General features: G+C 60.9%; 20 protein-coding genes and 4 pseudogenes. 12 read left to right on the top strand and 12 right to left on the bottom strand.

From position 1 onward, the window contains the following. Positions 1–21: 21 nt before the first annotated feature. A protein-coding gene (locus tag OKW44_RS14825) for an IS3 family transposase (protein ID WP_280785269.1) occupies positions 22–1,256 on the bottom strand; the annotation gives its coding sequence in 2 pieces (ribosomal slippage) (positions 22–902 and positions 902–1,256; 1,236 coding nt in all). 65 nt (positions 1,257–1,321) lie between these two features. Then, positions 1,322–1,819 (bottom strand): annotated as a pseudogene (locus OKW44_RS14820) (IS5 family transposase); the annotation flags it as partial. A gap of 135 nt (positions 1,820–1,954) precedes the next feature. Between OKW44_RS14820 and OKW44_RS14815 the strand changes: the two are divergent. Beyond that, positions 1,955–2,772 (top strand): IS5 family transposase gene (locus tag OKW44_RS14815; RefSeq protein ID WP_085952369.1). Its coding sequence is split into 2 segments (ribosomal slippage): positions 1,955–2,303 and positions 2,303–2,772, totalling 819 coding nucleotides; the frame shifts between segments, so codons are not numbered across the junction. 928 nt (positions 2,773–3,700) lie between these two features. Here the strand turns inward: OKW44_RS14815 and OKW44_RS14810 are convergent. The 4 genes from OKW44_RS14810 to OKW44_RS14795 form a co-directional block, all read right to left on the bottom strand. Beyond that, on the bottom strand, positions 3,701–3,991 hold the full coding sequence (locus OKW44_RS14810) for a hypothetical protein (protein WP_018423619.1): 291 nt from the start codon (positions 3,989–3,991) through the stop codon (positions 3,701–3,703). Between the two features lie 491 nt (positions 3,992–4,482). Next, a complete protein-coding gene (locus OKW44_RS14805) occupies positions 4,483–5,010 on the bottom strand; it encodes a DUF4142 domain-containing protein (RefSeq protein WP_018423620.1) in 528 nt (175 codons plus the stop codon). Between the two features lie 265 nt (positions 5,011–5,275). Further along, positions 5,276–5,590 (bottom strand): DUF3303 domain-containing protein, encoded by a 315-nt coding sequence (locus OKW44_RS14800; RefSeq protein WP_018423621.1) that lies wholly within the window; start codon positions 5,588–5,590, stop codon positions 5,276–5,278. A gap of 401 nt (positions 5,591–5,991) precedes the next feature. Beyond that, entirely contained in the window at positions 5,992–6,201 is a 210-nt protein-coding gene (locus OKW44_RS14795; RefSeq protein WP_018423622.1) for a hypothetical protein, read from the bottom strand. A 638-nt stretch (positions 6,202–6,839) separates the two neighbouring features. Here OKW44_RS14795 and OKW44_RS14790 point away from each other — a divergent pair. After that, positions 6,840–7,628, top strand: coding sequence for a crotonase/enoyl-CoA hydratase family protein (locus tag OKW44_RS14790; RefSeq protein WP_018423624.1), 789 nt, complete (start codon positions 6,840–6,842; stop codon positions 7,626–7,628). Positions 7,629–7,770: 142 nt separating this feature from the next. Next, positions 7,771–8,751 (top strand): NAD(P)H-dependent flavin oxidoreductase, encoded by a 981-nt coding sequence (locus OKW44_RS14785; protein ID WP_018423625.1) that lies wholly within the window; start codon positions 7,771–7,773, stop codon positions 8,749–8,751. Between the two features lie 228 nt (positions 8,752–8,979). Here OKW44_RS14785 and OKW44_RS14780 read toward each other — a convergent pair. After that, positions 8,980–9,177: pseudogene (locus OKW44_RS14780) on the bottom strand (transposase); the annotation flags it as partial. A 707-nt stretch (positions 9,178–9,884) separates the two neighbouring features. Between OKW44_RS14780 and OKW44_RS14775 the strand changes: the two are divergent. Genes OKW44_RS14775 through OKW44_RS14750 form a run of 6 tightly spaced genes read left to right on the top strand, consistent with a single transcriptional unit; the run spans position 9,885 to position 16,090 of the window. Beyond that, entirely contained in the window at positions 9,885–10,748 is an 864-nt protein-coding gene (locus OKW44_RS14775) for an ABC transporter ATP-binding protein (RefSeq protein ID WP_018423630.1), read from the top strand. Beyond that, positions 10,741–11,553, top strand: a complete 813-nt coding sequence (locus OKW44_RS14770; RefSeq protein ID WP_018423631.1) for an ABC transporter permease — start codon at positions 10,741–10,743, stop codon at positions 11,551–11,553. Before OKW44_RS14775 ends, OKW44_RS14770 begins: the two co-directional genes overlap by 8 nt. Then, positions 11,550–12,527, top strand: coding sequence for an ABC transporter substrate-binding protein (locus OKW44_RS14765; protein ID WP_018423632.1), 978 nt, complete (start codon positions 11,550–11,552; stop codon positions 12,525–12,527). The genes OKW44_RS14770 and OKW44_RS14765 overlap by 4 nt, the downstream gene beginning before the upstream one ends. A gap of 2 nt (positions 12,528–12,529) precedes the next feature. Then, positions 12,530–13,840: an amidase gene (locus OKW44_RS14760; protein WP_026226378.1), complete on the top strand. Its 1,311-nt coding sequence runs from the start codon at positions 12,530–12,532 to the stop codon at positions 13,838–13,840. Positions 13,841–13,887: 47 nt separating this feature from the next. Beyond that, positions 13,888–14,553 (top strand): GntR family transcriptional regulator, encoded by a 666-nt coding sequence (locus tag OKW44_RS14755; RefSeq protein ID WP_018423634.1) that lies wholly within the window; start codon positions 13,888–13,890, stop codon positions 14,551–14,553. A gap of 28 nt (positions 14,554–14,581) precedes the next feature. Continuing rightward, positions 14,582–16,090 carry an amidase gene (locus tag OKW44_RS14750; protein WP_018423635.1) on the top strand — a complete coding sequence of 503 codons (1,509 nt, stop codon included), beginning with the start codon at positions 14,582–14,584 and terminating at the stop codon, positions 16,088–16,090. A 115-nt stretch (positions 16,091–16,205) separates the two neighbouring features. Here the strand turns inward: OKW44_RS14750 and OKW44_RS14745 are convergent, their stop codons facing one another. The 5 genes and pseudogenes from OKW44_RS14745 to OKW44_RS14725 form a co-directional block, all read right to left on the bottom strand. Continuing rightward, the gene (locus OKW44_RS14745) at positions 16,206–17,105 is read right to left on the bottom strand and encodes an MFS transporter (protein WP_162634075.1); all 900 of its coding nucleotides are present in this window, start codon (positions 17,103–17,105) and stop codon (positions 16,206–16,208) included. Positions 17,106–17,126: 21 nt separating this feature from the next. Next, positions 17,127–18,148 (bottom strand): annotated as a pseudogene (locus OKW44_RS14740) (IS30 family transposase). A 39-nt stretch (positions 18,149–18,187) separates the two neighbouring features. Next, a pseudogene (locus tag OKW44_RS14735) lies at positions 18,188–18,613 on the bottom strand (MFS transporter); the annotation flags it as partial. A gap of 83 nt (positions 18,614–18,696) precedes the next feature. Further along, positions 18,697–19,881 carry a porin gene (locus OKW44_RS14730; protein WP_026226379.1) on the bottom strand — a complete coding sequence of 395 codons (1,185 nt, stop codon included), beginning with the start codon at positions 19,879–19,881 and terminating at the stop codon, positions 18,697–18,699. Positions 19,882–19,917: 36 nt separating this feature from the next. After that, positions 19,918–21,204 (bottom strand): M20 aminoacylase family protein, encoded by a 1,287-nt coding sequence (locus OKW44_RS14725; RefSeq protein WP_084754344.1) that lies wholly within the window; start codon positions 21,202–21,204, stop codon positions 19,918–19,920. Between the two features lie 45 nt (positions 21,205–21,249). Here OKW44_RS14725 and OKW44_RS14720 point away from each other — a divergent pair, with 45 nt between their 5' ends. From OKW44_RS14720 to OKW44_RS14710, 3 genes are all read left to right on the top strand, one after another. After that, positions 21,250–22,140: a LysR substrate-binding domain-containing protein gene (locus tag OKW44_RS14720; RefSeq protein WP_018423642.1), complete on the top strand. Its 891-nt coding sequence runs from the start codon at positions 21,250–21,252 to the stop codon at positions 22,138–22,140. Between the two features lie 380 nt (positions 22,141–22,520). Further along, a complete protein-coding gene (locus tag OKW44_RS14715; RefSeq protein ID WP_429410449.1) occupies positions 22,521–23,432 on the top strand; it encodes an IclR family transcriptional regulator in 912 nt (303 codons plus the stop codon). After that, positions 23,429–24,817 (top strand): MFS transporter, encoded by a 1,389-nt coding sequence (locus OKW44_RS14710; protein WP_018423644.1) that lies wholly within the window; start codon positions 23,429–23,431, stop codon positions 24,815–24,817. The genes OKW44_RS14715 and OKW44_RS14710 overlap by 4 nt, the downstream gene beginning before the upstream one ends. Positions 24,818–24,840: the final 23 nt, after the last annotated feature.

Below are 24,840 nucleotides of genomic sequence, written 5' to 3'. Positions count from 1 at the left end.
TAACCGGACACGCGGTCACGCTTAGGTTAGTGAATTTGCTTGCTGGCGAAACTCGCGTGGCGAGCGGTATTTCAGAGCGCTGTGCGGATGCGATTCGTTGTAGTGGTCGAACGCGATGGCCAGGTTTTGCAGCGCCGTCCTGGCGTCAGGCTTGGGCATCCACGAGACATAATCGCGCTTCATCGTTTTGACGAAGCTCTCGGCCATCCCGTTGCTCTGCGGACTTCTGACGGGTGTCGTGACGGGCTTCAGGCCGATTGCCCGCGAGAACGTCAGCGTCTCATCGGCAATGTAGCAGGAACCGTTGTCACTAAGCCACTCGATTTCATTGTCGGTTCTCAGCGCTCCGTGGAAGCGGTTCTCGACGGCCTGAAGCATCACGTCACGCACCATGTCACCGGTGTAGCCGCCCGTGCTCGCCACCCAGCTCATGGCCTCGCGGTCGCAGCAGTCCAATGCAAAGACGACGCGCAATGGCGCACCATCGTCACAACGGAATTCGAAGCCGTCCGAGCACCAGCGCGCATTACTTCGCTCCACCGCGACCTTGCCGTCGTGCCGGCGTGCGGACTGGGCATGACAAGGCCGGCGCTCGAGTAGCAGGCCGTAGGTACGCATGACCCGATAAACCCGTTTTGCATTAACGCGAGGTTGGGCCTGCGCGTCCCGGCTTCGCCGCAGCAGCGCCCACACACGCCGGTAGCCGTAGGTGGGCAGCTCGGCAACCAGCCCCCGAAGCTCGGTGACCAGCGGCATGTCGTCCAGGGCTGGCGTCTTGCGCTGGTCGACCCACTTGGCGGGGCGCTTCGATTTGACCGCAAGATTAGAGCGCGACACACCCAGGACTTCACAGACCGTCTTCATCGGTCGTCCCCCGGCAGCAATGGTGAGCGCGCAATCAATTTTTTTGCCCGGCCGTACTCCACTGCTTCGCGGAGGATTTCCACTTCCATGGTCTTCTTGCCCAGCAGCCGCTGGAGTTCGCGAATCTGCTTCGTCGCTTCGACCAGGTCGGAGGCTGGCACCACCTGTTCGCCGGCACTCACGGCTGACAGGCTGCCATCCTGATACAGCTTGCGCCAGGCGAACACCTGGTTCGCATTCACCTGATGGCGACGGGCTACCCCGGAAACGCTCGCTCCGGGTTCGAAGGTCTCACGCACTATCGCGAGTTTCTCCTCGACAGAGCGGCGCCGGCGCTGTTCCGGCTGGGTCAGAACCTCAACGGGTTCTACATGGGAGCTAGGCTTAAACATAGGCGGAAGACTACCTTAAAGTTTAAGCGTTACCTCGTGTCCGGTTTTCGACGGGGCCGTTCCACTTTCTGCGTTGATTGCATTGCCGGATCACGTGTGCCGGAGCCATTTTTTGTCGAACTGGGTGCGGCAATCAGAGTGGCGTCGACTGCCGATCCAGTCTTGAGCATCAGGCCTTTCTCCGTCAGGATTTCATTGACCAGCGCCAGCATTTGCACTGCCAGTCCGTGCGTTTCCAGCAGATGGCGGAACCGGAGAATCGTGCTTTCATCCGGCAAGCGAACCATCCCGCCGTCGAGACCCGCGAACTCGCGATAAAGCGGCACGTCATAGAGTGCCTCTTCCATTGCAGGGTCTGACAGACCGAACCATTGCTGCATGAAATGAATCTGCAACATCGTCGCAATCGGGAACGGCGGCCGACCGGTTTTGCCCGTGGGATAGTGCGGCTCGATCAGCGCAATCAGCTTCAACCAGGGCACAACACGCCGCATCTCATCGAGAAATTCCCGTTTGCGCGTGCGCTTCGTTGACAGATCCAGACCAAGACCAAGTTGCGCCATCACACTGCTCCTCGCCTAATTCGCTCTGTTTCCAGGATAGCTCAGCAGCAACGCAATGCCAGGACTTTTGCAGACCTTCCTTAACTCAAACGCAAAGCTGTTAACCTCGACCGTTGTGACGAGCGGAGCGAGGAGATGGCCAGGCAAATCATCGACGACGAATTGTGGGCATTGATCGAACCACTTCTACCGCCAGCAAGGCCGAGACGCTTCCGGTATCCAGGGCGCAAGCCCGTGGCCAATCGGGCCGCGCTGACCGGGATACTGTTCGTGCTCAAAAGCGGCATTCGCTGGAGCGATCTGCCCGCCGAAATGGGTTGCGGATCGGGTATCAGTTGCTGGCGGCGCTTGCGCGACTGGCAACAGGCCGGCGTCTGGGATCGGCTCCACGAGATCCTGCTCGCAAAGTTGCGTGCCGCCGACCAGATCGACTTTTCTCGCGTCGTCATCGATTCCACTTCTGTTCGAGCGGTTGGGGCGGGCGAAAAACTGGACCGAACCCCACCGATCGTGCGCGACCCGGTTCCAAACATCACGTCGCCACCGACGCCAACGGTACGCCGCTCGCGGTCATCCTGACTGGCGCGAACCGCAACGACATCACGCAACTGCTTCCACTGGTCGATGCGATCCCGCCGGTTCGTGGCTTGCGCGGTCGACCACTTCGCAAACCGGCCCGAATCTATGCGGATCGCGCTTACGACCACGACAAGTATCGCCGGCCCTTGCACGCTGTCGGCATCCCCACATCGATCGCCCGGCGTGGCGAACCCCATGGCAGCGGTCTGGGTAAGGTCCGTTGGGTCGTCGAGCGAACCAATGCGTGGCTGCATGGATTTCGCCGCCTTCGTACTCGATATGAGCGTCGTGCCGACATCCATGAAGGGCTCCTTAAACTCGCCTGTTGCCTGATCTGCTGGCGAACACTTCAGCGCTCGGACGACTCTTTTTGAAACATTCTCTAAGTGCAACCAGGAACCAACTATTGCTTTAACGGCTGGCGCGGCCACGATTTCTTAAACTCACTTTGGCACGAATCCGCTCGCCTCATGCTTGCCACCATATCGATAGACCGAAATATCTCTCAATACTGTCCTTGTTGAAAGTGAGCCCGATTTGTTCCAGATAATAAGCGGCCTCCCGCATGATGCGACCGGTTGCGAGTAGTCGACGCCAGCCATTTTTCCTCAAACGCTCCCTGTATGTCGCAGCCACCCCCGCACATTCACGAGGAAAATGTTCTCGTAACCATACATCGGAAGCACCGGTCCGTGCTGCCAGCTCCGTGATTGTCAACATAGGATCAGATGAGACTAGCTTCTCGATTTCGCCCTTCGAAACGCCTTTCGTATGCGGTTTAATCGACCACCGCTCCTGCACGACATATGCCCCTCTAACTGTCGAAGCAATGGTGTCCTCATCATGCAACACATCCAGTACATCTGCGCCCGCGGAACTGCAGACAGCAAGTAGATGCTGCAGTCCAAACCGCGCGTCGGGTCTAAGTTAGACCCGCTCCGGCTAGTCAATCCCCTTCGAAGCAGCCGTTCAACGTTTCACATGAGTCGCGTGCGCGGCTTGTCCGCGACTCGCCGCTCGATGAAGCGATGAAGAAGAAATCGGATTGCCGTACGTGGAACCGGCGAGCGGCGTGGTGCCGCCTGTTCCCGGAGAGCGTTGCCTAGTTCAAGACAAGCCCTCCGCAGCCCATTATGAGATCGCGGAATTCTCAATCCGCTCCGTGGGATCTTCCCGATCAACGTACAAAGGCCGGTCTGGACGAACTCGGTAAACAGTGTGCGTGAGGAGCAACCGGTGAAGCTCGTTACGTACCTGCCAATCCGGCCGCTGAACTCATACGGTGCCAGTCGCAAGGCGAAGTTACTTCAGGTGAATGAGGACTGATCCCTCCGATATTTCCGGCGCGGCCGCGCCCGTGTTTCCGGCGTTTTTCGCGATCCAGTCCTTCGCCTTTTGCACGCTTTCATCAATGCCTGCCTTGTCCTGGCAAACAGTTACCGAGAATCCGCCATCGCCGCTGCGTGCGAGGGTGTAGCCGACAAAGCCTTTGACCGAACGCAGCAGTTCTTCGACGTCAGTCGCTCGTTTCTCCAGCAGATCGAATAATTCCTTTGCACCCTTTCCGGAATATGTCCTTATAACAGTTTGCATGATTGGATCCTCCTGTTTGATGGACCAACGAGACGAGCACGCCGCACAAAATAATGTGGAGGCTCGATCTGCTCTTTCCGACAGCGTGGAGTGCGTGCAACTAATTGAGAAGGCCGCCCAACTGATATCCGCGACCCTTACCTATCAGTGTAGTAACTGTGCCGTCGTAGTAAACGTGGGAAGCGATGCAAAATCTTGGTGCCTTCAGCCGACGCCCGCAAACGGCCGTTTACTGCACTATGCGCGCGGCCACACCCCGAACCTCGCAGGGCAGCGGTCGGCAGCCCTCGACTTGCTCCGCAGTGAAATTCGTTGGTGTCGGTGGCGCAAAAGATGTGCCTACGGGCGCTACTTGATCGGCAGACGCCGCCTGAAATGTATCGGGACGTGCGCAGTATCGAGCGCGTCGCACATCAACTCGAAGTCGGCATTGTCGGCATCAACGAAGGTGCACCCGCAAGCGAGGCTCGCTCACCCGAATCCCTTGGGGATTACCAGACCCGTGCCGATTGCAGTCGAATCGCATAGTCGAGATGCAAGATGAAAATCACGCGCGCTCTGACGAGCAGCGCCTTCAGTTCCGCGTTCTTCGCGGCGGGAAGCAGCGTGTTGTCCACCGCATGAACCAATTGCTGGTGATATGCGATCTCTTGATAGAGGTAGTCTCCGTCGAACGCATACCCATCGGCCGCATTCAACCTGGCGAGGTTGTCATCCCCTTCGTTCCGAAACGCCTCGCTCATCCTACTATTTTCGGGGTAGAGCATCAGCCTCTGCGTCAATTCGACGGCTGACTGATTCAAGGCCCTGTGTTCTGCGATCATTTGTCCAGCGAAATTCTGGATGCTTCTTCTCTGGCTTCGGCTTAGCGCGAGGTTGCCCGCCTCGATTTCGGCTCGATTCGCGACCATGAGGATGGCGGCGATTTGCTGGTCAGTGTGTTGCGCGTGTACGTCATACATGCGCAGCGACAATGCAGCGAGTAACACCAGCGCGGCGGCTTTGCGGCTCGGGATCATCTTTCGCCTCCGGTTCGAACCATTGAACGGACACGTCTGCTGCGGTACTGCATTGACCGGTTGAATCCGCCACCCGCTCCAGCCGTTCATCTTTCCCTGAAGCGGACGCTAACGGTCAACGACGGCCAGCGGGTGCAGGCCGTTGGCCGTCCGACTGAGCGGGGGCAAGCCCGCGACTCGGCGGCAATGCCAGGACACTGACCACCTCAAAAGAGCACAGTGTCTCGGGTTCACTCGCCGTGAAAGCAACATAACCCTCCGGATGTCACTTACTTTTCAGTCCGTCTCGCCAGGCGATCGCTTCGAGTTCGACCCGGACTGCGTCCTCGACGGCAACTACGGGGTGCGCCCGAAATTCAAATGCCGGGAATGTCGAGCAAACTTTGTGAACCGCCAATGGATCGTCGCAGTCAACCAACATGTGCCCACCCCACTCTCCCACGCGCACCACGAAAAACTCGATCTTGAAGTTGTCTGGCGCCTTCCACTGACTAAATACATCAAGGATTCGCTTCTGGGCATTCTCGTACTCTACAGGCGAACCTTGCGTGCGTTCGAACCAGCTAATTACGTACTTCATTGCCATCCTCCTTTAGAACATTGATGTCGACAGAACGCTTGCCGTATGGACGGCCTAGCGAATCAGCAGCGACAACTGGAGCAGCGGCGACGAATGCCCATTGCCTTTTGCCCTTCTTATGCACCGCTTGAAAGCGGCCAATGAGGGTCGTTTTACGTGTTCAGAACCGGACGCCAACGACGATGGCTAGCGACGGCGGCCCCGAACCGTGACGGCGTTGGTGATCGCCATGATTCCAGCTTAGCTCATCGCCAAAGACACTCGATGGAAATGTAACTGCGAGCGGCAGTTAATGGCTGGAGTCGCCTCAGCCGGATCTTGAGGCGTGGGCCGCGCCTCTTAGCGATCTAGCGCTTCTGTCTGAGCAAGTCAAATTGGCGCTGTTGTCTCAGCGAATTCAGTTAGCGCTGCTGCCTCAGCAAATCCATGTCGCGCTGTTGTTTCAGTAATTGGAGTTGTTCGTTCTGGAGTTCGATCTGTTGCTTCTGCGCTTCCAATTGTCCTCTATAGGCCACCATGCTTTGGTCAGCCAGCGCTTCCTGCGGGTAAGTCTGCGCGTAGGCGAGGGAACAGCCAGCCGCCAATGTCGCAGCAACGATAAGTGCTTTCATGATGCCCCTCGCACGGATGCTCCTTTGAAATATCTTAGGCCGGAAAGGCCGGGCATCGGCGGGACCGACGTGGCTATCGGCGTCGTGCCTGGATCGGTGATTGCGTATGTTGAGCGAGCGGCGTGCTTTTCGCAGTGGCAACGAGAGGCCGGGATCGGACCCGTACCAGCCGTTCGGATTGACGGGACGTCAACGGCTGCTTCCCGAGGTACTACAGTCATTCCTTCCCTGTGCTCATTGGTGGCGCGCAGGGTCTTCGCTGAGCAACTCGAACGGTCGCACGGGACTGTTCGCATGCGTGGCGGAACTAACACACTCCGCGGCCCGCATTGCGCCCGATCGAGGCAATGACTGATCACTGAACTGCGATCCAACCACTCGTGCCGTAGCTGCAGAAGGATTCGCAACTTCCGCCGTCGCACTCCCGCGGACCGGTGATCAATCGCGTTTCGATTCATGCAAGGCGCGGCACAACTCGCGCGTGCAACCACGAAAGCATGCGTGTGGTTGTCCGCGCGAATCGTGTTTAATGCTCGACTGCCTGCACCGACAGGATGCCCGTCTGCCCATAAAACTCCCGCAGCACGAACGCTTCAATCCATCCGAAGTGCCAATCCACCTAAGCGAAGGAGACCATCATGAGCAATGCAGCAACGACGCTCGAAGTCCGCATGACGATCGAGGACCATATCGCGATCATCTCGGTCGACAACACGGCCAAGAAGAACGCCTTCACCCCGGAGATGATGCAGCAGCTCTCGCAGCGGCTGACCGAGTTCGACGACGACAACAACCTGTGGGTGGCAGTTCTCGACCCCGTCGGCGAACACACCACTGCCGGCCTCGACATGCCTAAGTTCTTCGGCCCGACCGCCACGGCAAAGCCGATCCCCGACGACCAGGTCGATCCCTTCGGTCTGGGCAAACGCTGCCGCGAGCCGGTGATCTCGGTGGTCCATGGTATTACCTATACGATCGGCCTCGAGCAGATGCTGGCCTCGGACATCGTGATTGCAGTCGACACCGCTCGCTTCTGCCAGATGGAATCGAAACGCGGCATCGCACCGCTGGGTGGCGCGCACTACCGTTACCTCACCCGCACGGGCTGGGGCAATGCGATGTATCACCTGTTCCTGTGTGACGAATTCTCCGCCGCGGAGGCATACCGCTGCGGCTTCGTCCAGGAAGTGCATCCATACGGGCGGCACCGCGAGCGCGCGATGGAGATCGCCCGGGCGATCTGCAAGGTCGCGCCGATCGGCCTGCGTGCGACCAAGGCGGCGGCTCTGACCTATATCGAACACGGCGAGCAGGCAGCGATTGCCGTCATCCCGAAGATTCAAGAGGAGGTCTTCGCGTCGGAGGACTTCAGGGAAGGGATCCAGTCCTTTGTTGAGCGTCGCGAGGCCCGCTTCACGGGGCGTTGATCCTACTGGTTCAAACGTGAATTGCCACTGGATTCGGTCCTGCGGCATCACATGGAAACTGGCGCGGCTCAATGGCATTGCCGGCCGAGTTCTGACGGGTATCCCTGGGTACCACTATCCATCCATTCAAAAGAGATTCGCAATGAAGACGCAGATCACGGAGTTGTTCGGCATCGAGCATCCCATCATCCAAGGCGGCATGCACTACGTGGGATTCGCGGAACTGGCGGCAGCGGTGTCCAATGCGGGCGGCCTGGGCATCATTACGGCGCTGACACAGCCCAGCCCGGAGGCGCTGACGGGCGAGATCCGGCACTGCCGGAACATGACCGACAAGCCGTTCGGCGTCAACCTGACTTTCCTTCCGGCACGCAATCCGCCGGATTATCTGGGCTACGTGCGCGCGATCATCGATGGCGGCGTGAAAATCGTCGAGACCGCTGGGAACAATCCGCAGAAGTGGCTGCCCATGCTGCAGGAAGCCGGCATCAAGGTGATTCACAAATGCACATCGGTGCGGCATGCACTGAAGGCCGAGAGCATCGGCTGCGATGCGGTCAGCGTGGACGGCTTTGAATGCGGGGGCCATCCCGGCGAGGACGATGTCCCCAACTTCATCCTGCTGCCCCGTGCCGCGGACGAGCTCAGGGTACCGTTCGTCGCCTCGGGCGGCATGGCCGATGGTCGCTCGCTTGTGGCGGCACTTGCCATGGGCGCGGGCGGTATCAACATGGGCACGCGCTTCGTGGCGACCCACGAAGCGCCGGTCCACCAGAAGGTCAAGCAGGCCATCGTCGCGGCAACGGAACTGGATACGCGGCTCGTAATGCGCCTGCTGCGCAATACCGAACGCGTGCTGAACAACGCTGGGGTCGAGCGCCTGCTGGAAAAGGAAAGGCGACTCGGCGCCGACATCGCCTTCTCGAACATTGCGGACGAGGTAGGTGGCGTCTATACGCGTGTCATGAGGGATGGCGACCTGGACGCCGGCGCCTGGTCATGCGGCATGGTTGCCGGACTCATTCATGACATCCCCAAGGTCGGAGAGCTGGTCGAACGAATCATGTACCAGGCCGAAGAGATTGTTGCGAAGCGGCTTCACGGGATGCTGTCGCAGGCATGAACATTGGTGATACCAACAAGGAAAGAGACAATGTGCGGAGATCGGCTTTGTGCCTGGTGCCCCGAGCGCCTTGTCTAGTTGGACCCGCAGCCCTGCGCGCACCCCGGATTGTGACCATCGGTGGCGACACCCTGGAGCACGCTTACTAGAGTTCGATAACGTGCAATAGCCCGCGATCGAGGGGTGCATCCGTTCATTGAGGAAGTCCTCAACCTGCCGCCTTTTCAAAAGCGCGTCCACCGAATCACTCAGATCCAGTTTCCTGCGCTTTGCCGGTCGCATTGCAACATGCCAACGAACCGCGTCAGCCTCACAACGCTTTTCGATGCCCTGATATCCGGCGTCCGCGTACACATCCGTTTCTTTACCATGAAGCAACGCCAGGGCTACGTTGATGTCGTGAACATTGGCCGCCGTTCCAATGACGGGCGTTGCCGCAAGCGCTTCATCCAGCGCATCTTCAAACCGGATGCCCTCCGGCGTCGCGCGATTCGCGGTAGCCCGTGAGAAACGCGGGATCGACGAACGCACTCGAGCCCCCCGCGCCGGGCGCAAAACGACTGCCTTCCTCGTTCGTCCACGCGACGACCTCGACGGAACGCCGTGTCGCGATGCCCGCTCGATCCAGCGCGCGAAGCCGCCTCGTCGAGCAGCGCGCGCCGCGCTTCGCCATCGATCGGTGTCAGCGCTTCTCGAGACACGCGCCATCGGTGCGGCGTCCGAACGCGGCCAGTCGTTCGATAGACGCATCACGGCTATCGCCGTCGAGCAAGCTGACGATTCGGGCGGCTATCGGCTGATCGCTCGTGCACGGATCGAACACTTCCTATCTTTGCAATCGTCTCTTTGCAGTGGCTTTCCAACGGAATGAACGTCGTTCAAGAGACTTGCACGAAGCGATTAATGTGCCATTGAATTCATGCCTCGCTCCGCACAGTTTCATCGCAACATGCACCGATTTCGCACGGCGACGTGCACTGCAGAGTCGCAGCAGCACCAAGGTTGCGCACCAACGCATCCCATGCGAGTCCACCGAGAAAAAACTTTTTTGACGAGGACAGCTTCCGATTTTTGATTGTGCATTATGCATTGCAGCAACTACTTCACCAGTACGAGACCTTGCGAGGAACGACATGAAGGGATCGAACGCAACGGCAGTCGACACGTTCGCGGAACCGCTGCGCGTGAGGCAGCTCACTCACGGGTTTCAATCGCCCGATCGCTCGACCGTGACCATCTTCGACCGGCTCGACTTCTCCGTGGGACATGGCGAGATCGTGTCCATCGTCGGACGAAGCGGCGCGGGCAAGAGCACCCTCTTCAATCTCATCTCAGGCCTGCTCACGCCGCAGTCAGGCGAGATATCGGTCGGCAGACGCGCAGATGGGGAAGCGGGCCGCATCGCTTATATGTTGCAGAAGGACCTGATGATGCCGTGGCGCACGGTGCTGCAAAATGCGCTGCTCGGCATTGAGTTGTATCGCAAGGTCCGGGCCGATGATGTCGCCCGTGCGCGGCAGATGCTCGCGCGCTACGGGCTCGGCGCGGTCGCCGATGCCTATCCGCATTCGCTCTCAGGCGGCATGAGACAGCGCGTTGCGCTCACGCGCACACTGCTCGTCGATCCGACGCTCGTGCTGCTCGACGAACCCTTCTCCGCGCTCGACTACGAAACGCGTCTCGCACTCGAGGACGACATCATCGCGCTGCGTGCGCAAAGCGGCACGAGTGTCGTGCTCGTCACGCACGACATCGAAGAAGCCATCGCGATGAGCGATCGCGTGATCCTGCTTGGCGGGCGTCCCGCACGCATCGAAGACCAGATCGACATCGAACTGACGACGCACGGACCGCGCAATGCCGTCTCCGCGCGCGAGGCGCCCGAGTTCCGCGGCTATCACGCGCGCGTCTGGAACGGTTTGCGCGGACACGTCACCTCGCGCGACGCAGATGAAGTCGCTCCATCGAGCATCCTTGCAGGAGCCGTCCATGACTGAAGCCGTTCTGTCCACCAACGTCACGCAAAGGAAAGCCGTACGCCGTACGCGCCGCAAGCTCGGCACGACGGGCGCCGTCTTCGGTATCGTCGTTGCGCTGGTCGTTGCCTGGCAACTTGCCGTTAGCGCGGGCTGGATCAACGGCAAGCTGCTCGGCTCGCCGTCCGGCATCTATGAGGCCGCGGTCATCGGGCTGACACAGGGCACGCTCGTGTCCGACACCTGGGTCACGCTCTATGAAACGCTGGCGGGTCTCGCCATCGGCAGCGGCCTCGGGATCGGTCTCGGCCTGCTGCTGTGGTTCCTGCCGACAGTCTCGGGTGTCGCCGAAGGATTGTCCGTCATCCTCAACAGTATTCCGAAGATTGCGCTCGGACCGCTCATCGTGATCTGGTTCGGTTCCGACGCCTCGTCGAAGATATGGCTCGCCGGCATCTCCACATTCGCCGTCGCGATGATCTCGTCCTGCGCCGCCGCGCGTGAAGTCGACAAGGACCTGCTCAATCTCTTCCATTCGTTCAAGGCGAAGCCGTCGATGATCTTCACCAAGCTCATCGTTCCGAGCGCGCTGCCGTGGATCTTCTCGACGCTGCGCGTGAACATCGGCTTCGCGTTGATCGGCGCGGTCGTCGGCGAATACATTGCATCGCAGTCGGGGCTCGGTCACGCGGTGTTCGTCGCGGGCTCGCTCTTCGATCTTAATACCGTCTGGCTCGGCATCATCGTGCTGACCTTGATGGCCTCGGTTCTCAGCTGGATCGTTCAACTCGCGGAAGCGAAGATCATTTCCTGGAAGAAAAAATGAAGAAGACACACGCTCTACTCAATAGTATCGCGGCCGCATGTCTGGTCGCGTCTGGAATCGGCGCGACGAGCGCTCAGGCCGCCGAGCCGGTGGTCGTCTATCAGGCATTTCAGTCGATCCAGTACCTGCCGCTCTATGTGGCTATCGACAAAGGCATCTTCGAGAAGAACGGCCTTGCCGTGCAGAAGGTCACTGCGGGCAGCGGTGCGGCGGGCGTTGCAGCGGTGATCGGCGGTCATGCGGACTTCTCGCTGCAAGACCCGATGACCGCCATGCTCGCCAACCTCAAGGGCGCATCGCTCGTGAACGTGGCCAACGTGGTCGCCGGCGTGCCGGTGTGGGTGATCGCGCCGAAGGATTCGACGGTCAAGGGCGTCGGCGATCTCGCAGGCAAAAGCGTCTCGACCGCACTGCCGCCGTCGACGAGCACGTATCTGCTGCAACGGCTCATCAGCGAACAGAAGCTCGCGGACGTGAAGATGAACACCGTGCAGATCGGCACCGAACTCGCGCCGGTGATGGCAGGGCGCTCGGAAGCCGCCGCGCTCTATATGCCGCAAGCGGAAACGGGGCTCGCGCAGGGCTATCGCATCGTGTATGCGTTCCCGAAGGCGTATCCGGGCGGCTATGCGTTCTCGACCATCGACACGCTCTCTGTCACCGTCAAGAGCAAGCCTAAGATGGTAGCCGCGTTCGTCAAGTCGATCGGTGAAGCCGAGGCTCTGATTCAGCAATCGCACGACACGGCCAAGAGCGTCGCGCGCGCCGAATTCCCATCGCTCGATCCGAAGATCGTCGATTCGGCGGTGCAGCGTCTCATCGATCAGAAGATCTATGCGGCCACGCCCGATATTTCCGAGCAGGCCTTCCGCAATGCGCTCGATCTGCAGGAGTCGATCGGCAACATCAAACCCGGCGCAATCACTTATGCCAATGGCGTCGACAACACGTTCGCCGCAGCCGCGAGCAAGTAACGATGAATCGATCAGATCAATCATTGCTCACGACACTGCTCGCTAATCGTCACGACGAAGCCGCCGCGCGCGCGACGCTGCTGGACGCGCAGGCCCGCGCCGATGCGCTGGAGCCGTGGCTTCGGGCCTTCGTGCATCGGCCGGATGCGTACGCCGTGCGCGGCGCCGTGGCGCGTGCGCTCGTGGGCGTGCCCATCGGAGTCAAGGATCTCGCCGATACCGCCGACATGCCCACGGGCTACGGCTCGCCGGCTTACGACGGGCATCGGCCCGGGCGCGACGCGCGCATCGTGTCGATGATCCGCGCGCTCGGCGGGACGGTCTTCGGCAAGACCGCGACGACCGAATTCGCCTGGCGCGGACCGGCTGCGACCGTCAACCCGTGGAACCGTGCGCACACGCCGGGCGGCTCGTCGAGCGGATCGGCGGCGGCCGTCGCAGCGGGCATCGTGCCGCTCGCCATCGGCACGCAGACGGTCGGATCGATCATTCGCCCGGCCGCGTATTGCGGCATCGTCGGCTACAAGCCGTCGTATCGCGCGGTGCCGAGCGAAGGCGTGCATCCGCTGGCTGCGTCGCTCGATCACGTCGGATTCTTCGGGCGATCCGTCGAAGATGTCGCCGTCGCGCATGCGTTGTTCGTCGAAGGCGCTCCTCAGGCGGTCGAAAGCGAAGCGGCGTGGCGCGATCACTTTCCGCGCGACACTTCCGCGCTCACGCTCGGCGTCGTTCGCACGCCGTTCTGGGACGAACTCATCGCGCCGCATCAACACGCCAACTTCGATGCGTCGCTGCGGACGCTGAGCCAAGGCGGCGCGCGCATCGTCGAGTTGGACTACGGCGCGGACCTGCCGCAAATGCGCGAAGCGACACTGACGATTCTCGCGGTCGAGGCGTATCGCGCCGTCGGCGATGTAGCCGCACGCGCGCCCGCGCTGATGAGCGAACACATGCGCGAACTGTTGTCCGAAGGCCAGGCGATGCCGCTCGAGCGCTATCAGCAAGCCTTGCTGTTGCAGGCGCACGTGCGCTCGCAGTCTGCCGCGCTGCTGCAAGGCTGTGACGCGCTCGTGACCTTGCCCGCCAGCGGTGAAGCACCCCACGGACACGCCGATACGGGCGACGCCCGTTTCTGCGCACCCTGGAGCCTGATGGGGGCGCCCGCCGTCAATGTGCCTTCCGGCTGGAGCGATGCAAATCTGCCGCTCGGCTTCCAGATCGTCGGCGCTTTCGGCGATGATGCGAAGCTGCTGCGGGTTGCCGCACGCATCGAAAGCATGCTGAAGTTCGAAAGACGCGCCGTCACCATTTGATCGACGAAATGCGCAACATACGATAACGACCGCTCACGGAGACGAACATGAGCCAGCCCTTTCGTACGATTCAGCAATACGTGCTCGGCACGTTGCGCGCCGAGATTCTCAACGGCGTGTATCCACCGAACACGCGGCTGCGGCAGGAAGAGATCGCCAAACGCCTCAGCGTCAGTACGACGCCGGTGCGCGAAGCGTTCCGCGACCTGCGCGCGGAAGGGCTGGTCTCGATCGATCCCAACAAGGGTGTCGTCACACGCGCGCTCACGGCCGCGGACGTCAGCGAAATCTACGAACTGCGCATGGTGCTCGAGCCGATGCTGTCCCAACGCGCCTGCACGCATGCCACCGATGGCGACCTCGCCTCCGCCGAAAAGGTGCATGATGAAATGTGCGCGACATTGTCGTCCGAGAGGTGGGCCATCCTCAATGAGGAGTTCCACAAACATCTGATGGCGAGCGCCGCCGGCACGCGTCTCTCTGAGCTCGTCGAAGGGCTGTCGCTGGTCGCGCGGCCTTACGTGTCCCTCTCGATGCACGTCAAGAGCGATATCCTCGACAGCAACAACCGCGAGCATGCCGATCTCCTCGACGCCTACCGCGCCCGCGATATGCGCGCCGTGCATGAGCAGACGTACGCGCATCTCGAGAACACGCGCGATGCGATCATCGCCTGTGTCGAGCAGGCCTTGCCTTCGCCAGCGGCGGCTTGAGCTCTTATCCGATTCCTCCTTGATGCCCATGACGCACGACTCTCTCGTCTCTCTCTCCGCCGTCGATGCGCGCCGACTGATCGGCGATCGCAGTGTCTCGCCAGTCGAACTGCTTGACGCGTGCATCGCGCGCATCGAAGCGATTAACCCTGCCGTCAACGCGATGGCGGCGACGTGTTTCGAACGTGCGCGCGACGAAGCGCGTCGCGCGGAAGCGGCGGTGATCCGTGGCGAGCCGCTCGGCTTGCTGCATGGCGTGCCCATCGGCGTGAAAGATCTCGAAGAGACCGCCGGCGTACTCACGACGTATGGCTCGAAGCTCTTCCGCGCAAACGTTCCGGACGAGGACAACGGGATGGTCGCACGCATTCGGGCGGCGGGCGCCATCGTGACAACCAAGACCAACACGCCCGAAATGGGCGCAGGTGCGAACACCCGCAACGACGTCTGGGGCGCGACGGGCAACCCCTTTGCGCCGCTGCTGAACGCGGGGGGGTCGTCGGGCGGATCGGCCGCAGCGCTCGCAACCGGCATGCTCCCGCTCTGCACCGGCTCGGACACGGGCGGATCGCTGCGCATTCCAGCCGCGGTCTGCGGGATTGTGGGAATGCGGCCATCGCCGGGACTCGTGCCGGGCGACCGGCGCGAACTCGGGTGGGCACCGATTACCGTGAGTGGCCCGATGGCACGTACCGTCGCCGATGTGCGGTTGCTGCTTGCCGCGCAGGCTGGCTTCGACGCGCGCGATCCGCTAGCTTACGACGTCGATTCGGCCGCGCTTGCACAGCGCCGTCCGATCGATGCGTCGGGGCTGCGCATCGGCTTTACCGATGACTTCGGGGTATGCGCGCTCGACGACGCATCCCGCGCGACGTTCCGCGCGAAGGTCGACAAGATCGCACGGCTCGTGGCGGTGTGCGAACCGGTATGCATCGACATGAGCGGCATCGACCGATGCTTCGACGTAGTGCGCGCGCAGAACTTCGTTGCGCAGTTCGCGGAAATCTATGAGCGCGACCCGTCGCAGCTTGGACCCAATACGCGCGCGAACTTCGAGCTGGGCGCATCGATGACGCTCGGCGACGCCGTTTGGGCGCACAAGATGCAAACGACGCTGTATCGACGCTTCCAGTCGCTCGTGCAGCACTATGACGTGATCGTTTCGCCGACGGTGTCCGTCACGCCATTTCCGTGGTCCCAATGGCATCTCGAAGCGATCAATGGCAAGCCGCTCGATACGTACTATCGCTGGCTGGGACTGACTTACCTCGTTTCACTGATGACCAATCCGGCGTTGTCGCTGCCGTGCGGGGTCGATCATGCCGGCATGCCGTTTGGTGTGCAGTTGGTCGGCCCAGCGCGTAGAGATGGGCGGTTGCTGGACATTTCGGAGGCGCTCGAAGCGGCATTTGCTACGGACGACGCGCTGCGGCGACCTGCGCCGGATCTTAAAGCACTGTCCGAGCCGGTCCTTGAGCTGCGGTCTATCGTGTCGTCCCCGCCGATCTTATCGAATCGTTCGAGGATGGCCTGGTAAGGTGCAAGGTGCCCGCTCCGGGAAGACACACGCCGTGCCATTCATCTTCCGCGGGCTACCGCGCGCCGTATCGCTGATCTCCTTCCGGATCACTACCCAAGCCGTGACACAGCGCTCAATCGGTGGCTCTTTCTTCGAACATCGGCAGAGCGATCAGGCTGATTAGCCCACACACGCCCATATACCAGACTGGGGCATAGGCATTTTTTGTCGCGCTGATAAGCCATGTCACAACGAAGGGGGCAAAGCCGCCGAAAAGGGTGACTCCAAGGCTGTAGATGATGCCCAATGACCGCCCACGGATTTCTCGTGGAAACCTCTCGAGCAGGAGCAGAAACCCGCCGGGACTGGCCAGTACTTTGAGGGCCATGATGAGCGCCACGCCCGGAAGGATCGTAACCATGGCTGGTACCCGAAGTATTATCGCAAACACCGGGTAAAGCACCAGAACGCTAGCCACGCCGGTGATATAAAGCATCGGCTTGCGTCGTTTCAATCTATCCGTAAGCCTGCCGCATATTGGTGACGCCACCATCAGCATCAGACCGGCGACCCCGCTCGGCAGGAATGCTGTCGCCGCTGACAGATGAACGACGTTTGTCAGATACGATGGCAAATAGAAAACAATGATATACATCGACGACGTACCGCCAAGCATCAGCAACGTGCCAAGGACGATATGGCGCACATCGTATTGCGGTTCCATGCAAGCGCGACTACCCATGGGCGGCGTTGCGTGGTGCGTTTCGTTCAGGTTCTGACGGATATATAGGCCAATCGGACCGATCAGCAGGCCCAACAGGAATGGCACGCGCCAACCCCAGCTTTCGAGGGCGGCTGACGACAACGTATGCGTCAATTGCAGTGCGCAAAATGCACCCGCAAGCGCGGAGGCGCCCTGACTCGCCATCTGCCAACTGACCAGATAGCCGCGCGTGCCCGGCGCGGCCGATTCCATCAGGAATGTCGTTGAAGCCCCGACCTCGCCACCCGCCGAAAAACCCGGCGGTTTCAAGAGTGAAGCGCAACAGCGGGTTTAATGTTTAGAGCCTTGAGGTTGACTTGCTGAGGCAAGGGTCGCGGCGAAGACCTCGAATGGCGAATGGAAGGCATGAGTCGCGCGAGGTCGGCTGTTCAGACTGTCGGCGATAGCGTCAAGTTCGTCCTGACTGTAGACCGAAAGATCTGTGCTTTTGGGCAGATACTGGCGCAGTAGCCCGTTGGTGTTTTCGCAAGTGCCGCGTTGCCAGGGACTGTGGGGGTCGCAGAAGTACACTTTCACGCCGGTTGCGGCGGTGAGCTCTTTATGGCGCGACATTTCTTTGCCCTGGTCGTAGGTGAAGCTCTGCCGTAATGGCGCGACAATCGAATTGAGTTTGGCGGAGAAGCCCGCCAGCGCTGAAGCGGCGGTGGCGTCTTCCATCTTGGCAAGCAGCACCAGCCGGCTGGTCCGTTCGACCAGCACGCCTACCGAGGACTGGTTGCCGGCACCCTTGATGAAGTCGCCTTCCCAGTGCCCAGGCAGCAGTCGGTCTTCGATTTCGGGCGGCCGCACATGAATACTGACCATGTCAGGAATCTGTCCGCGCCGGTCTGTGCCCGTGTACGCGGCATGCGCGTGCTGTGGCCATGGCGCAAGCACGCAATGAGCTGACGGCGCAGTTCGCCGCGCGGCTGGGCATAGATGGCCGTGTAGATGGTTTCGTGCGAAACCTGCTGGGTCGGGTCGGTCGGATACATACGCTTGAGTGTGCCCGATATCTGCTGGGGTGACCATTTCCACTCGAGCAGGGTGAGAACGATACGCCAGCAGACGCTTTGCAGGCAAAGCTTTGTGGGATGGCGACCCGCGCTGCGGCGTGCGGCACTGAGTGCTTCAGCCGACACGGACGCGTAGCCAGCGGGAGAGCTGTTTCGCGTCAGTTCCCGGCTAACGGTGGCCGGCGAGCGCCCGAGTATCCGGGCCATGGCCCGGATACTCGAACCCTGCAGATGCAGGCTTGCAATGGTCAGACGCTCTTCAGGTTGAAGTTGCTGGTACTGAGTTCTTTCGTGCATCGCAACACCTTATACGAGATAGGTGTTGCACTTCAGATTTGAGGCCGCTCCCTGAATGAGCCGACCGGCCAGAATCAGAAGCGGCGCAGCGAGACCGATCTGCGCATAGGTCGGCGTCAGGCCGATGATTGCAGTGCCTAGCGCCATCAACAGGATCGTCAGGGTCATCGCGGCTTTGCGGCCCCGGCGATCCGCGTAGGCACCGATCACGATGCCGCCGATTGGACGGATCACGAAACCGACACCGAAGGTCGCGAACGACAGCAAAAGCGGACCGTGCACCCCTTCGACCGGGAAAAAGAGCTTGCCGATAAGCGCAGCAAAAAAGCTGTAGACCGTGAAGTCGAAAAATTCGAGGGCATTGCCGAGCGCCGTCGCGAGAATGATCCTTCGTGAAGACTGATCGACGCGAACGGCGGATGACGGGTCGCGCAATTGCGCGCCGGGAGTACTGATTGTCTTCATGGATCCCTTCAGACGCTGTGGGGCAGAGTGCACAGCGCCGGCATCTGGTCGCACTGACCTGTGCCGGCTTGCTGTGCTCAGGCTCAGAACTTGTGATACATACCGAGGGACGCGGTCATCGGCGTGGTGCCTTGCTCAGGCGATGCCGAGTTCGGTTGTGTCGGCAATGACGTACCGTTTAGCAACACGGACGAGATGCCGTAGTTCCGGATAAAGCCGGCTCGGGCATAGAGGCCAGTACGCTTCGACAGCGTGTAGTCATAGCCGAGCATTGCACCTAGCGCCGAATCTTGAGCCAGTCGCCCTGCGCTGTCCCGAACACCCGACGTATCGCGATAGACGACCGACGCGCGCAGCACATTGCGTCCGTACGGCAGCGTCGCGCCCAACATGTACGAGCGCGCGATGCCATTGCCCGCGAGTCGAGGCGCCACCTGGGCAAATCCAGCCGAAAGAACATAACTGCCCACGTCGTAGATTGCTGCGACGCCATAGGCATCGTTGCGCACGGTCTGCGTTCCTGAGGACGTGGCAACCGGCGAGCTCCAGACCTGGTTATAGTCAGCCGCTACGTACAGCGAACCGTTCGTCCACGAGGCAACGACCCCCTGATTAGACGCATACGGCGAAACACCCTGGGTACCGTTGAACGCATAGAGGAACGTCGCACCCAGCCCCCCAACGCGTGGCGTGGTCCAGGTCACCGCGTTGCTGACCCGAACCAGCACCTGGCTCGACCCTGGACCGAGGTCGGCATTGTAGCCGACACCCTTACTGGTCTGCACGACGCCACCGGCCAGCCACGTGACAACCGAGTTGGTGACGACCTCTCCGAACGGATCGGCCACATCGGGAAGAGACGCGGTGGTCTGGCGGCCCAACCGCACCACGCCCCAGGTCTTTGAATTCAGGCCGACCCATGCCTCGCGATCGAACAGGGTCTGGCTCGTCTGCAGGCTGCCGTTGTTGGCCTCGAATCCGTTCTCCAGGTTGAATTCGGCCTTCAGTCCGCCTCCCAGATCCTCCCGCCCAAACAGGCCGAATTGTGACGTATGCGTGCCGCCGCTTTGCATTTGCCAGAGCTTTTTTGCGCCGACGCTCTGGTAATTGATGCTCATGTCGACCACGCCATATAGCGCGATCCCGTTGCTGGAGAGTTGGCTGTTGTATTGCGGCAAGGTGAACTGAGACTGAATGAACGAGTCCGGATACGCAGCGTGAGAGAACAAGGCTATCCCCGCAACGAAGACACTCTTCTTATTTTTCATCGAGATCGCGAAATGATTAGTAGATAGGTGCTGTCGTCACGCAGCCAGATACTGCTCGACTAAGCGGGCCCAATAGCTGGCGCCGATCGGCAGGGCTTCGTCGTTGAAGTCATAGCCCGGGTTGTGAAGCATGCAACTGCCGTGGCCTTGCGCGCCGTTGCCCAGCGCGACGTAGCAGCCGGGCACTCTCTCGAGCATCCAGGAGAAGTCCTCCCCGCCCATCCTCCCAGGCGGCGCCGGGAAAATATTCTCAGCACCGACCACCGCGATAGCCGCTTCACGTGCCAATGCCGTCTCTTGCGGCGTATTCACGAGTACGCGAGAAATTGGTTTGTAGTCGATCTCCGCGGTGACGCCCAGGCTGCGAGCCTGGAATTCGACGATCTCGCGCAGACGGGATTCAATCAGCGCCTGCACCTCCTTGTTGCGCGCGCGCACGGTTACGAGGATTCTGGCCGTCGACGGCACGACGTTATGAGCCGTACCGGCCAAAATCGCGCCTACGGTTACGACCGCCGCGTCCGCCGTCGAAATGTTGCGTGAAACGATGGTCTGAAGCGCCATCACGATGCTGGCGGCTGCAACCACAGGATCCCGTCCGAAGTGGGGCATGGCCCCGTGGCAGCCCTTACCCGTCAGCACGATCGTCACCGTGTCGGAGGAGGCAGCCACCGCGCCGCTTTGCACGACAAACTGCCCGACCGGCAGTCCCGGCGCGTTGTGGAGAGCAAATATCGCGTCGCACGGGAACCGTTCGAAGAGGCCGTCCTCGAGCATGCGCACCGCCCCACCCAGACCTTCTTCAGCGGGCTGAAAAATCAGGTTCAAGGTGCCGTTGAAGCGCCGGGTTCGTGCCAGATAGTGAGCGGCGGCGAGCAGGATTGCGGTGTGACCGTCGTGACCACATGCATGCATCTTCCCGTGCGTCTTGCTCGCATAAGGCAGGCCGGTGTCCTCAAGGATGGGCAGCGCGTCCATGTCGGCGCGGATGCCAATCTTGCGCGAGCCATCGCCGACCTTCAGGCGTCCGACCAGGCCAGTGCCGCCCACGCCTTCAGTCACCTCGTAACCCCACGCTTGCAGTTTCTGCGCAACCAGCCGGCTTGTCTCGAGTTCTTCGAAACCCACTTCTGGATGGGAATGAATGCGCCGACGCAACTCGACAAATTCCGCCGCATGTTCGCGAATCTCGGGATAAATATCTACAGTCTGGGACAACGCTACCTCCTCAAATAGGTCGAATAACCGTCCGGCAACAATTGCACCGCGATCGAAGGGAAGTCTATGGCGGCAGGGGTAAACAAAAAACTGATAAACTTTCATGTCTATAACCATTGGTTATGGCTTTCCGCCTGGAAATAGAGATCGATGAAACTCCATCAACTTCGTGCGTTAGTCGCGGTCGCGGATCAGGGCAGCATCGCCGGCGCAGCCCGTTCGCTATTCGTCAGCCAGCCGGCAGTCACCAAGGCAATCCGCGAACTCGAGTCGGATATCGGGATCACCTTGCTTGGCCGCAGCGTTACCGGTGTGACGTTGACGTCCACCGGTGAATCGCTAGTGCGACGCGCGCGGCTAATCGTCGGCGAGCTGGAGCGCGCCGAGGAGCAGATGGCGATCGAAAAGGGCGCGCTGGAAGGGAAAATCACGGTCGGGGTGACGCCCATCACTGCGCTCACCCTGCTGCCGGGCGCCTATGAGCGGTTTCGAAGGGATATGCCCCAGATCAGAGTCACATTCCTAGAGCAGACGACCACGAGGTTGCTCGACAACCTGCGCCAAGGGACGCTCGATTTTGCGTTGGGCACGTCAGCTGAGGTCCTCTCTGATTCCGCTATGCAGGTTACTGACCTCGCGGTGTATCCCCTGGCGTTTGCGGTAAGGCAAAATGGTCTGCTGGCTCAAGCAACCTCGCTGGCAGATCTTTGTGACGCCGAGTGGCTGCACTCCGATACCACCGGCGCGTACCCAATTTACGTTGCCGAGTTGTTTCGCCGGCACGGCTTGCCGCCGCCGCAACGAATGACACTCTGCACGTCGCAGGCGCTTCTTTATAGTCTCGCGATAACGTTCGACGCAGTCATCGCGTGGTCATTGCACGCGATCGGCGCTGTCAACGTGCGAGGCCAGTTCCGCAGGCTCGACTTCGTTGAAACGACACGCGATCTGAAGCTGCAGTTGATGCAGCGCGCTGGTGCGATCCAGACGCGACCCTCCGAATATTTCATGCGCTGCATCGTGGATGCGGCAGCAGTGTGATCCTCTGACTCGACACGCGCGAAGCTACCGACTCTTGAGGTTTGTTCGACGCCTGCCCCTGTCCGCAGGCTCGCACGCGCCTGACGGCGCATGCGGGCAGGCGTTGGACAAACCTCAAGAAAACTCGTCAGCGATTTCCCGTGGCCAGAGATCACTTTGTTCTGAGACGCCACGCATAGTGTTAGGTTTCGCGACCGGGTTCGATCAGGCCTACAGCCGTACCCCACCACGATTGGTCCACGTCAGCCTTCGAATTGCTACGTCTCGTCGACGCCGCTCGATGTGACACTGCCCCGCTGCCCAACGATATCCACTCAGTACGGAAGCGGCTTATCGCGCGTCATCACCCAGGCATTCCCCCGATTAACATTATTTCCATAATGCAGGAATATTGCCTAATTCCTAAATATATGAAATTTCGCATGGTGAACCAGCGCCCCCGGATCCTGCCCGAAACCGAACCAGTCGACGACGCCCAAGGGAAGAACTCGAGCTTGGAACGCATGCTGTCGCTACTGGATCAGTTCGTCGAGAGTAGCCCTGTCTGGTCCGCGGACGAGTTAGCTGACGCGCTCGGGTTCACGCGATCAGCCGTCTATCGGTACATCCGGGAACTCTCAGCCTCGGGCCTGCTGGCACCGGTCGCGACCGGCCGTTACAGCCTTGGGCCGCGCATCATCCAACTCAATCGACAGTTGCAGGAATCGGACCCCATGCTGGTCGCGATGCAAACCCTCGAAGCTGATCTGCCGCGCTTCGCCGCCGCGCAGAAGTGGCATCTGTGCCGGCTTTTCCGCGACCGTGTCGTCGCGATCGGCGAATACGGTCATCTCGACAAGGACTTGAGCTATCGACGCGGATGCCCAATGCCGCTTCTGCGTGGCGCGACGTCGACCGCCGTGCTCGCGTGGCTGCCCGACCGACAATTGATGCGCCTGTACCTGGAGAACCAGGACGAGGCGCGAACCCCCACGCTCGGCGCCAGCTGGCCGGAATATCGAAAGGCGCTCGCCGGCATTCGCAAACAGGGCTATGCACTCGCGCTTGCCGAGGTGGACGAGGGGGTGTTCGCGCTCGCAGCGCCGGTCTTCGCAGCGGATGGCAAGGTGACCGGAAGCATCAGCGTGGTTCGCTCGCTCGACGATTACAGCGCACAGCGCGTGCAGCAGGAAGGCACGATGCTCGCCGATATCGGACGCCGCATTTCGGAGACCATCCGTCAAATGGCTGTCGCGCAACACAAGCCTGCAACAACTAAAACGAGCCGCAAACGGCAAAAGGAGACACGATGAATACGGAAGGCTACGGGGGCAATACCGGCACGCTGGTCCTACAGGATCTGATCAATGAACGGCGGTTATCGCGGTTTCAGGTGGTCACGTTCCTGCTTTGCTTTTCAATTCTGGTACTCGATGGCTACGACACGGTGGTTGTCGGTTACATCGCGCCCGCGTTGAAGGCTCACTTTGGCGCGGCTCCCGCACAGCTCGCGCCGATGTTCGGCGCAGGTCTCTTCGGCCTCACGCTCGGTTCTTTCATCTTCGGTCCGGTCGCGGATCGATTCGGACGCAAGCCGACGCTCATCGCATCCATCGCGGTGTTTGCGCTATTCAGCCTGCTGTCCGCGCGGGCCGACTCGATCGGCATGCTGATCGCGCTGCGCTTCCTGACTGGCCTCGGGCTTGGCGGAGCGATGCCGAATGCGTACACGCTCGCAGCCGAATATTGCCCCGACCGTCTGCGCTCGACGCTGGTTGCGCCGATCGGATGCGGTATCGCGGTGGGAGGCGCACTGGGCGGCCTGTTCGCGTCGCGCATGATCGGCGCGTTTGGGTGGGGGTCGATGCTCGTGCTCGGCGGCGTGCTTCCGCTCCTGCTTGTCGTGGTGCTCGCCCGCTGGTTGCCCGAATCCGTGCGCTATCTGGTCGCGCGCGGCGGCAAGCAGGCGCAGGCCCGCGCGATTCTGAAAAGGATCGCGCCCGACGCGGATCTCGAGAACGTCACGATCACGCTTGAAGAGCGACGCGTGCAAGGCTTGCCGCTCAAGCAGTTGCTGGGCCCCGGTATCGGCGGCGGCACGCTGCTGCTCTGGACGACAGCGTTCATGGCGCTGCTCGTCATCTATTTTCTCGGCAACTGGCTGCCGATCCTGATCCAGCAAAGCGGCATGTCGTTCCATAACGCTTCGTTGATGACGGCGCTCTATCTCACCGGCAACAGCCTTGGCGCGGTTCTGCTCGGCGTGCTGATGGATCGGATGAACCCGCAATATGTGCTGTGCGGCGCGTTCGTCTGTGCGTCGATCAGCCTCGCATCGTTCGGTCATCTCTCCGGCGTGCCCGGCCTGGCTTTGCTGGCGCTCTTCGTTACCGGTGTCGGCACCGGCGGCACCATGACCGGCACCAACATTCTGTCGGCAAGCTATTACGCGACCGCGAGCCGCGCGACGGGGGTGGCATGGACGTTGGGCATGGGACGCGTCGGCTCGATCGTCGGCTCGATGATCGGTGGTGCGATGCTGGCCGCGCACTGGGAAGCGAAGATGATTTTCGGCGCGGTGGCCGCGCCGTTGGTTATCGCGGCGATCAGCATTTATGCGCTGGCCATCTACCGCTCGCGTCATCCCGCGACGGCCACCGAGCCTGCTCGCGCGCAGATCGGATCGGCCGCTCATTGAGCCGGCCGGTGTATAGAACATTC

This window comes from Paraburkholderia lebeckiae, assembly GCF_050436325.1.
Taxonomy (GTDB): Bacteria; Pseudomonadota; Gammaproteobacteria; order Burkholderiales; family Burkholderiaceae; genus Paraburkholderia; species Paraburkholderia tuberum.
This window is presented reverse-complemented; position numbering and strand designations above follow the sequence as displayed.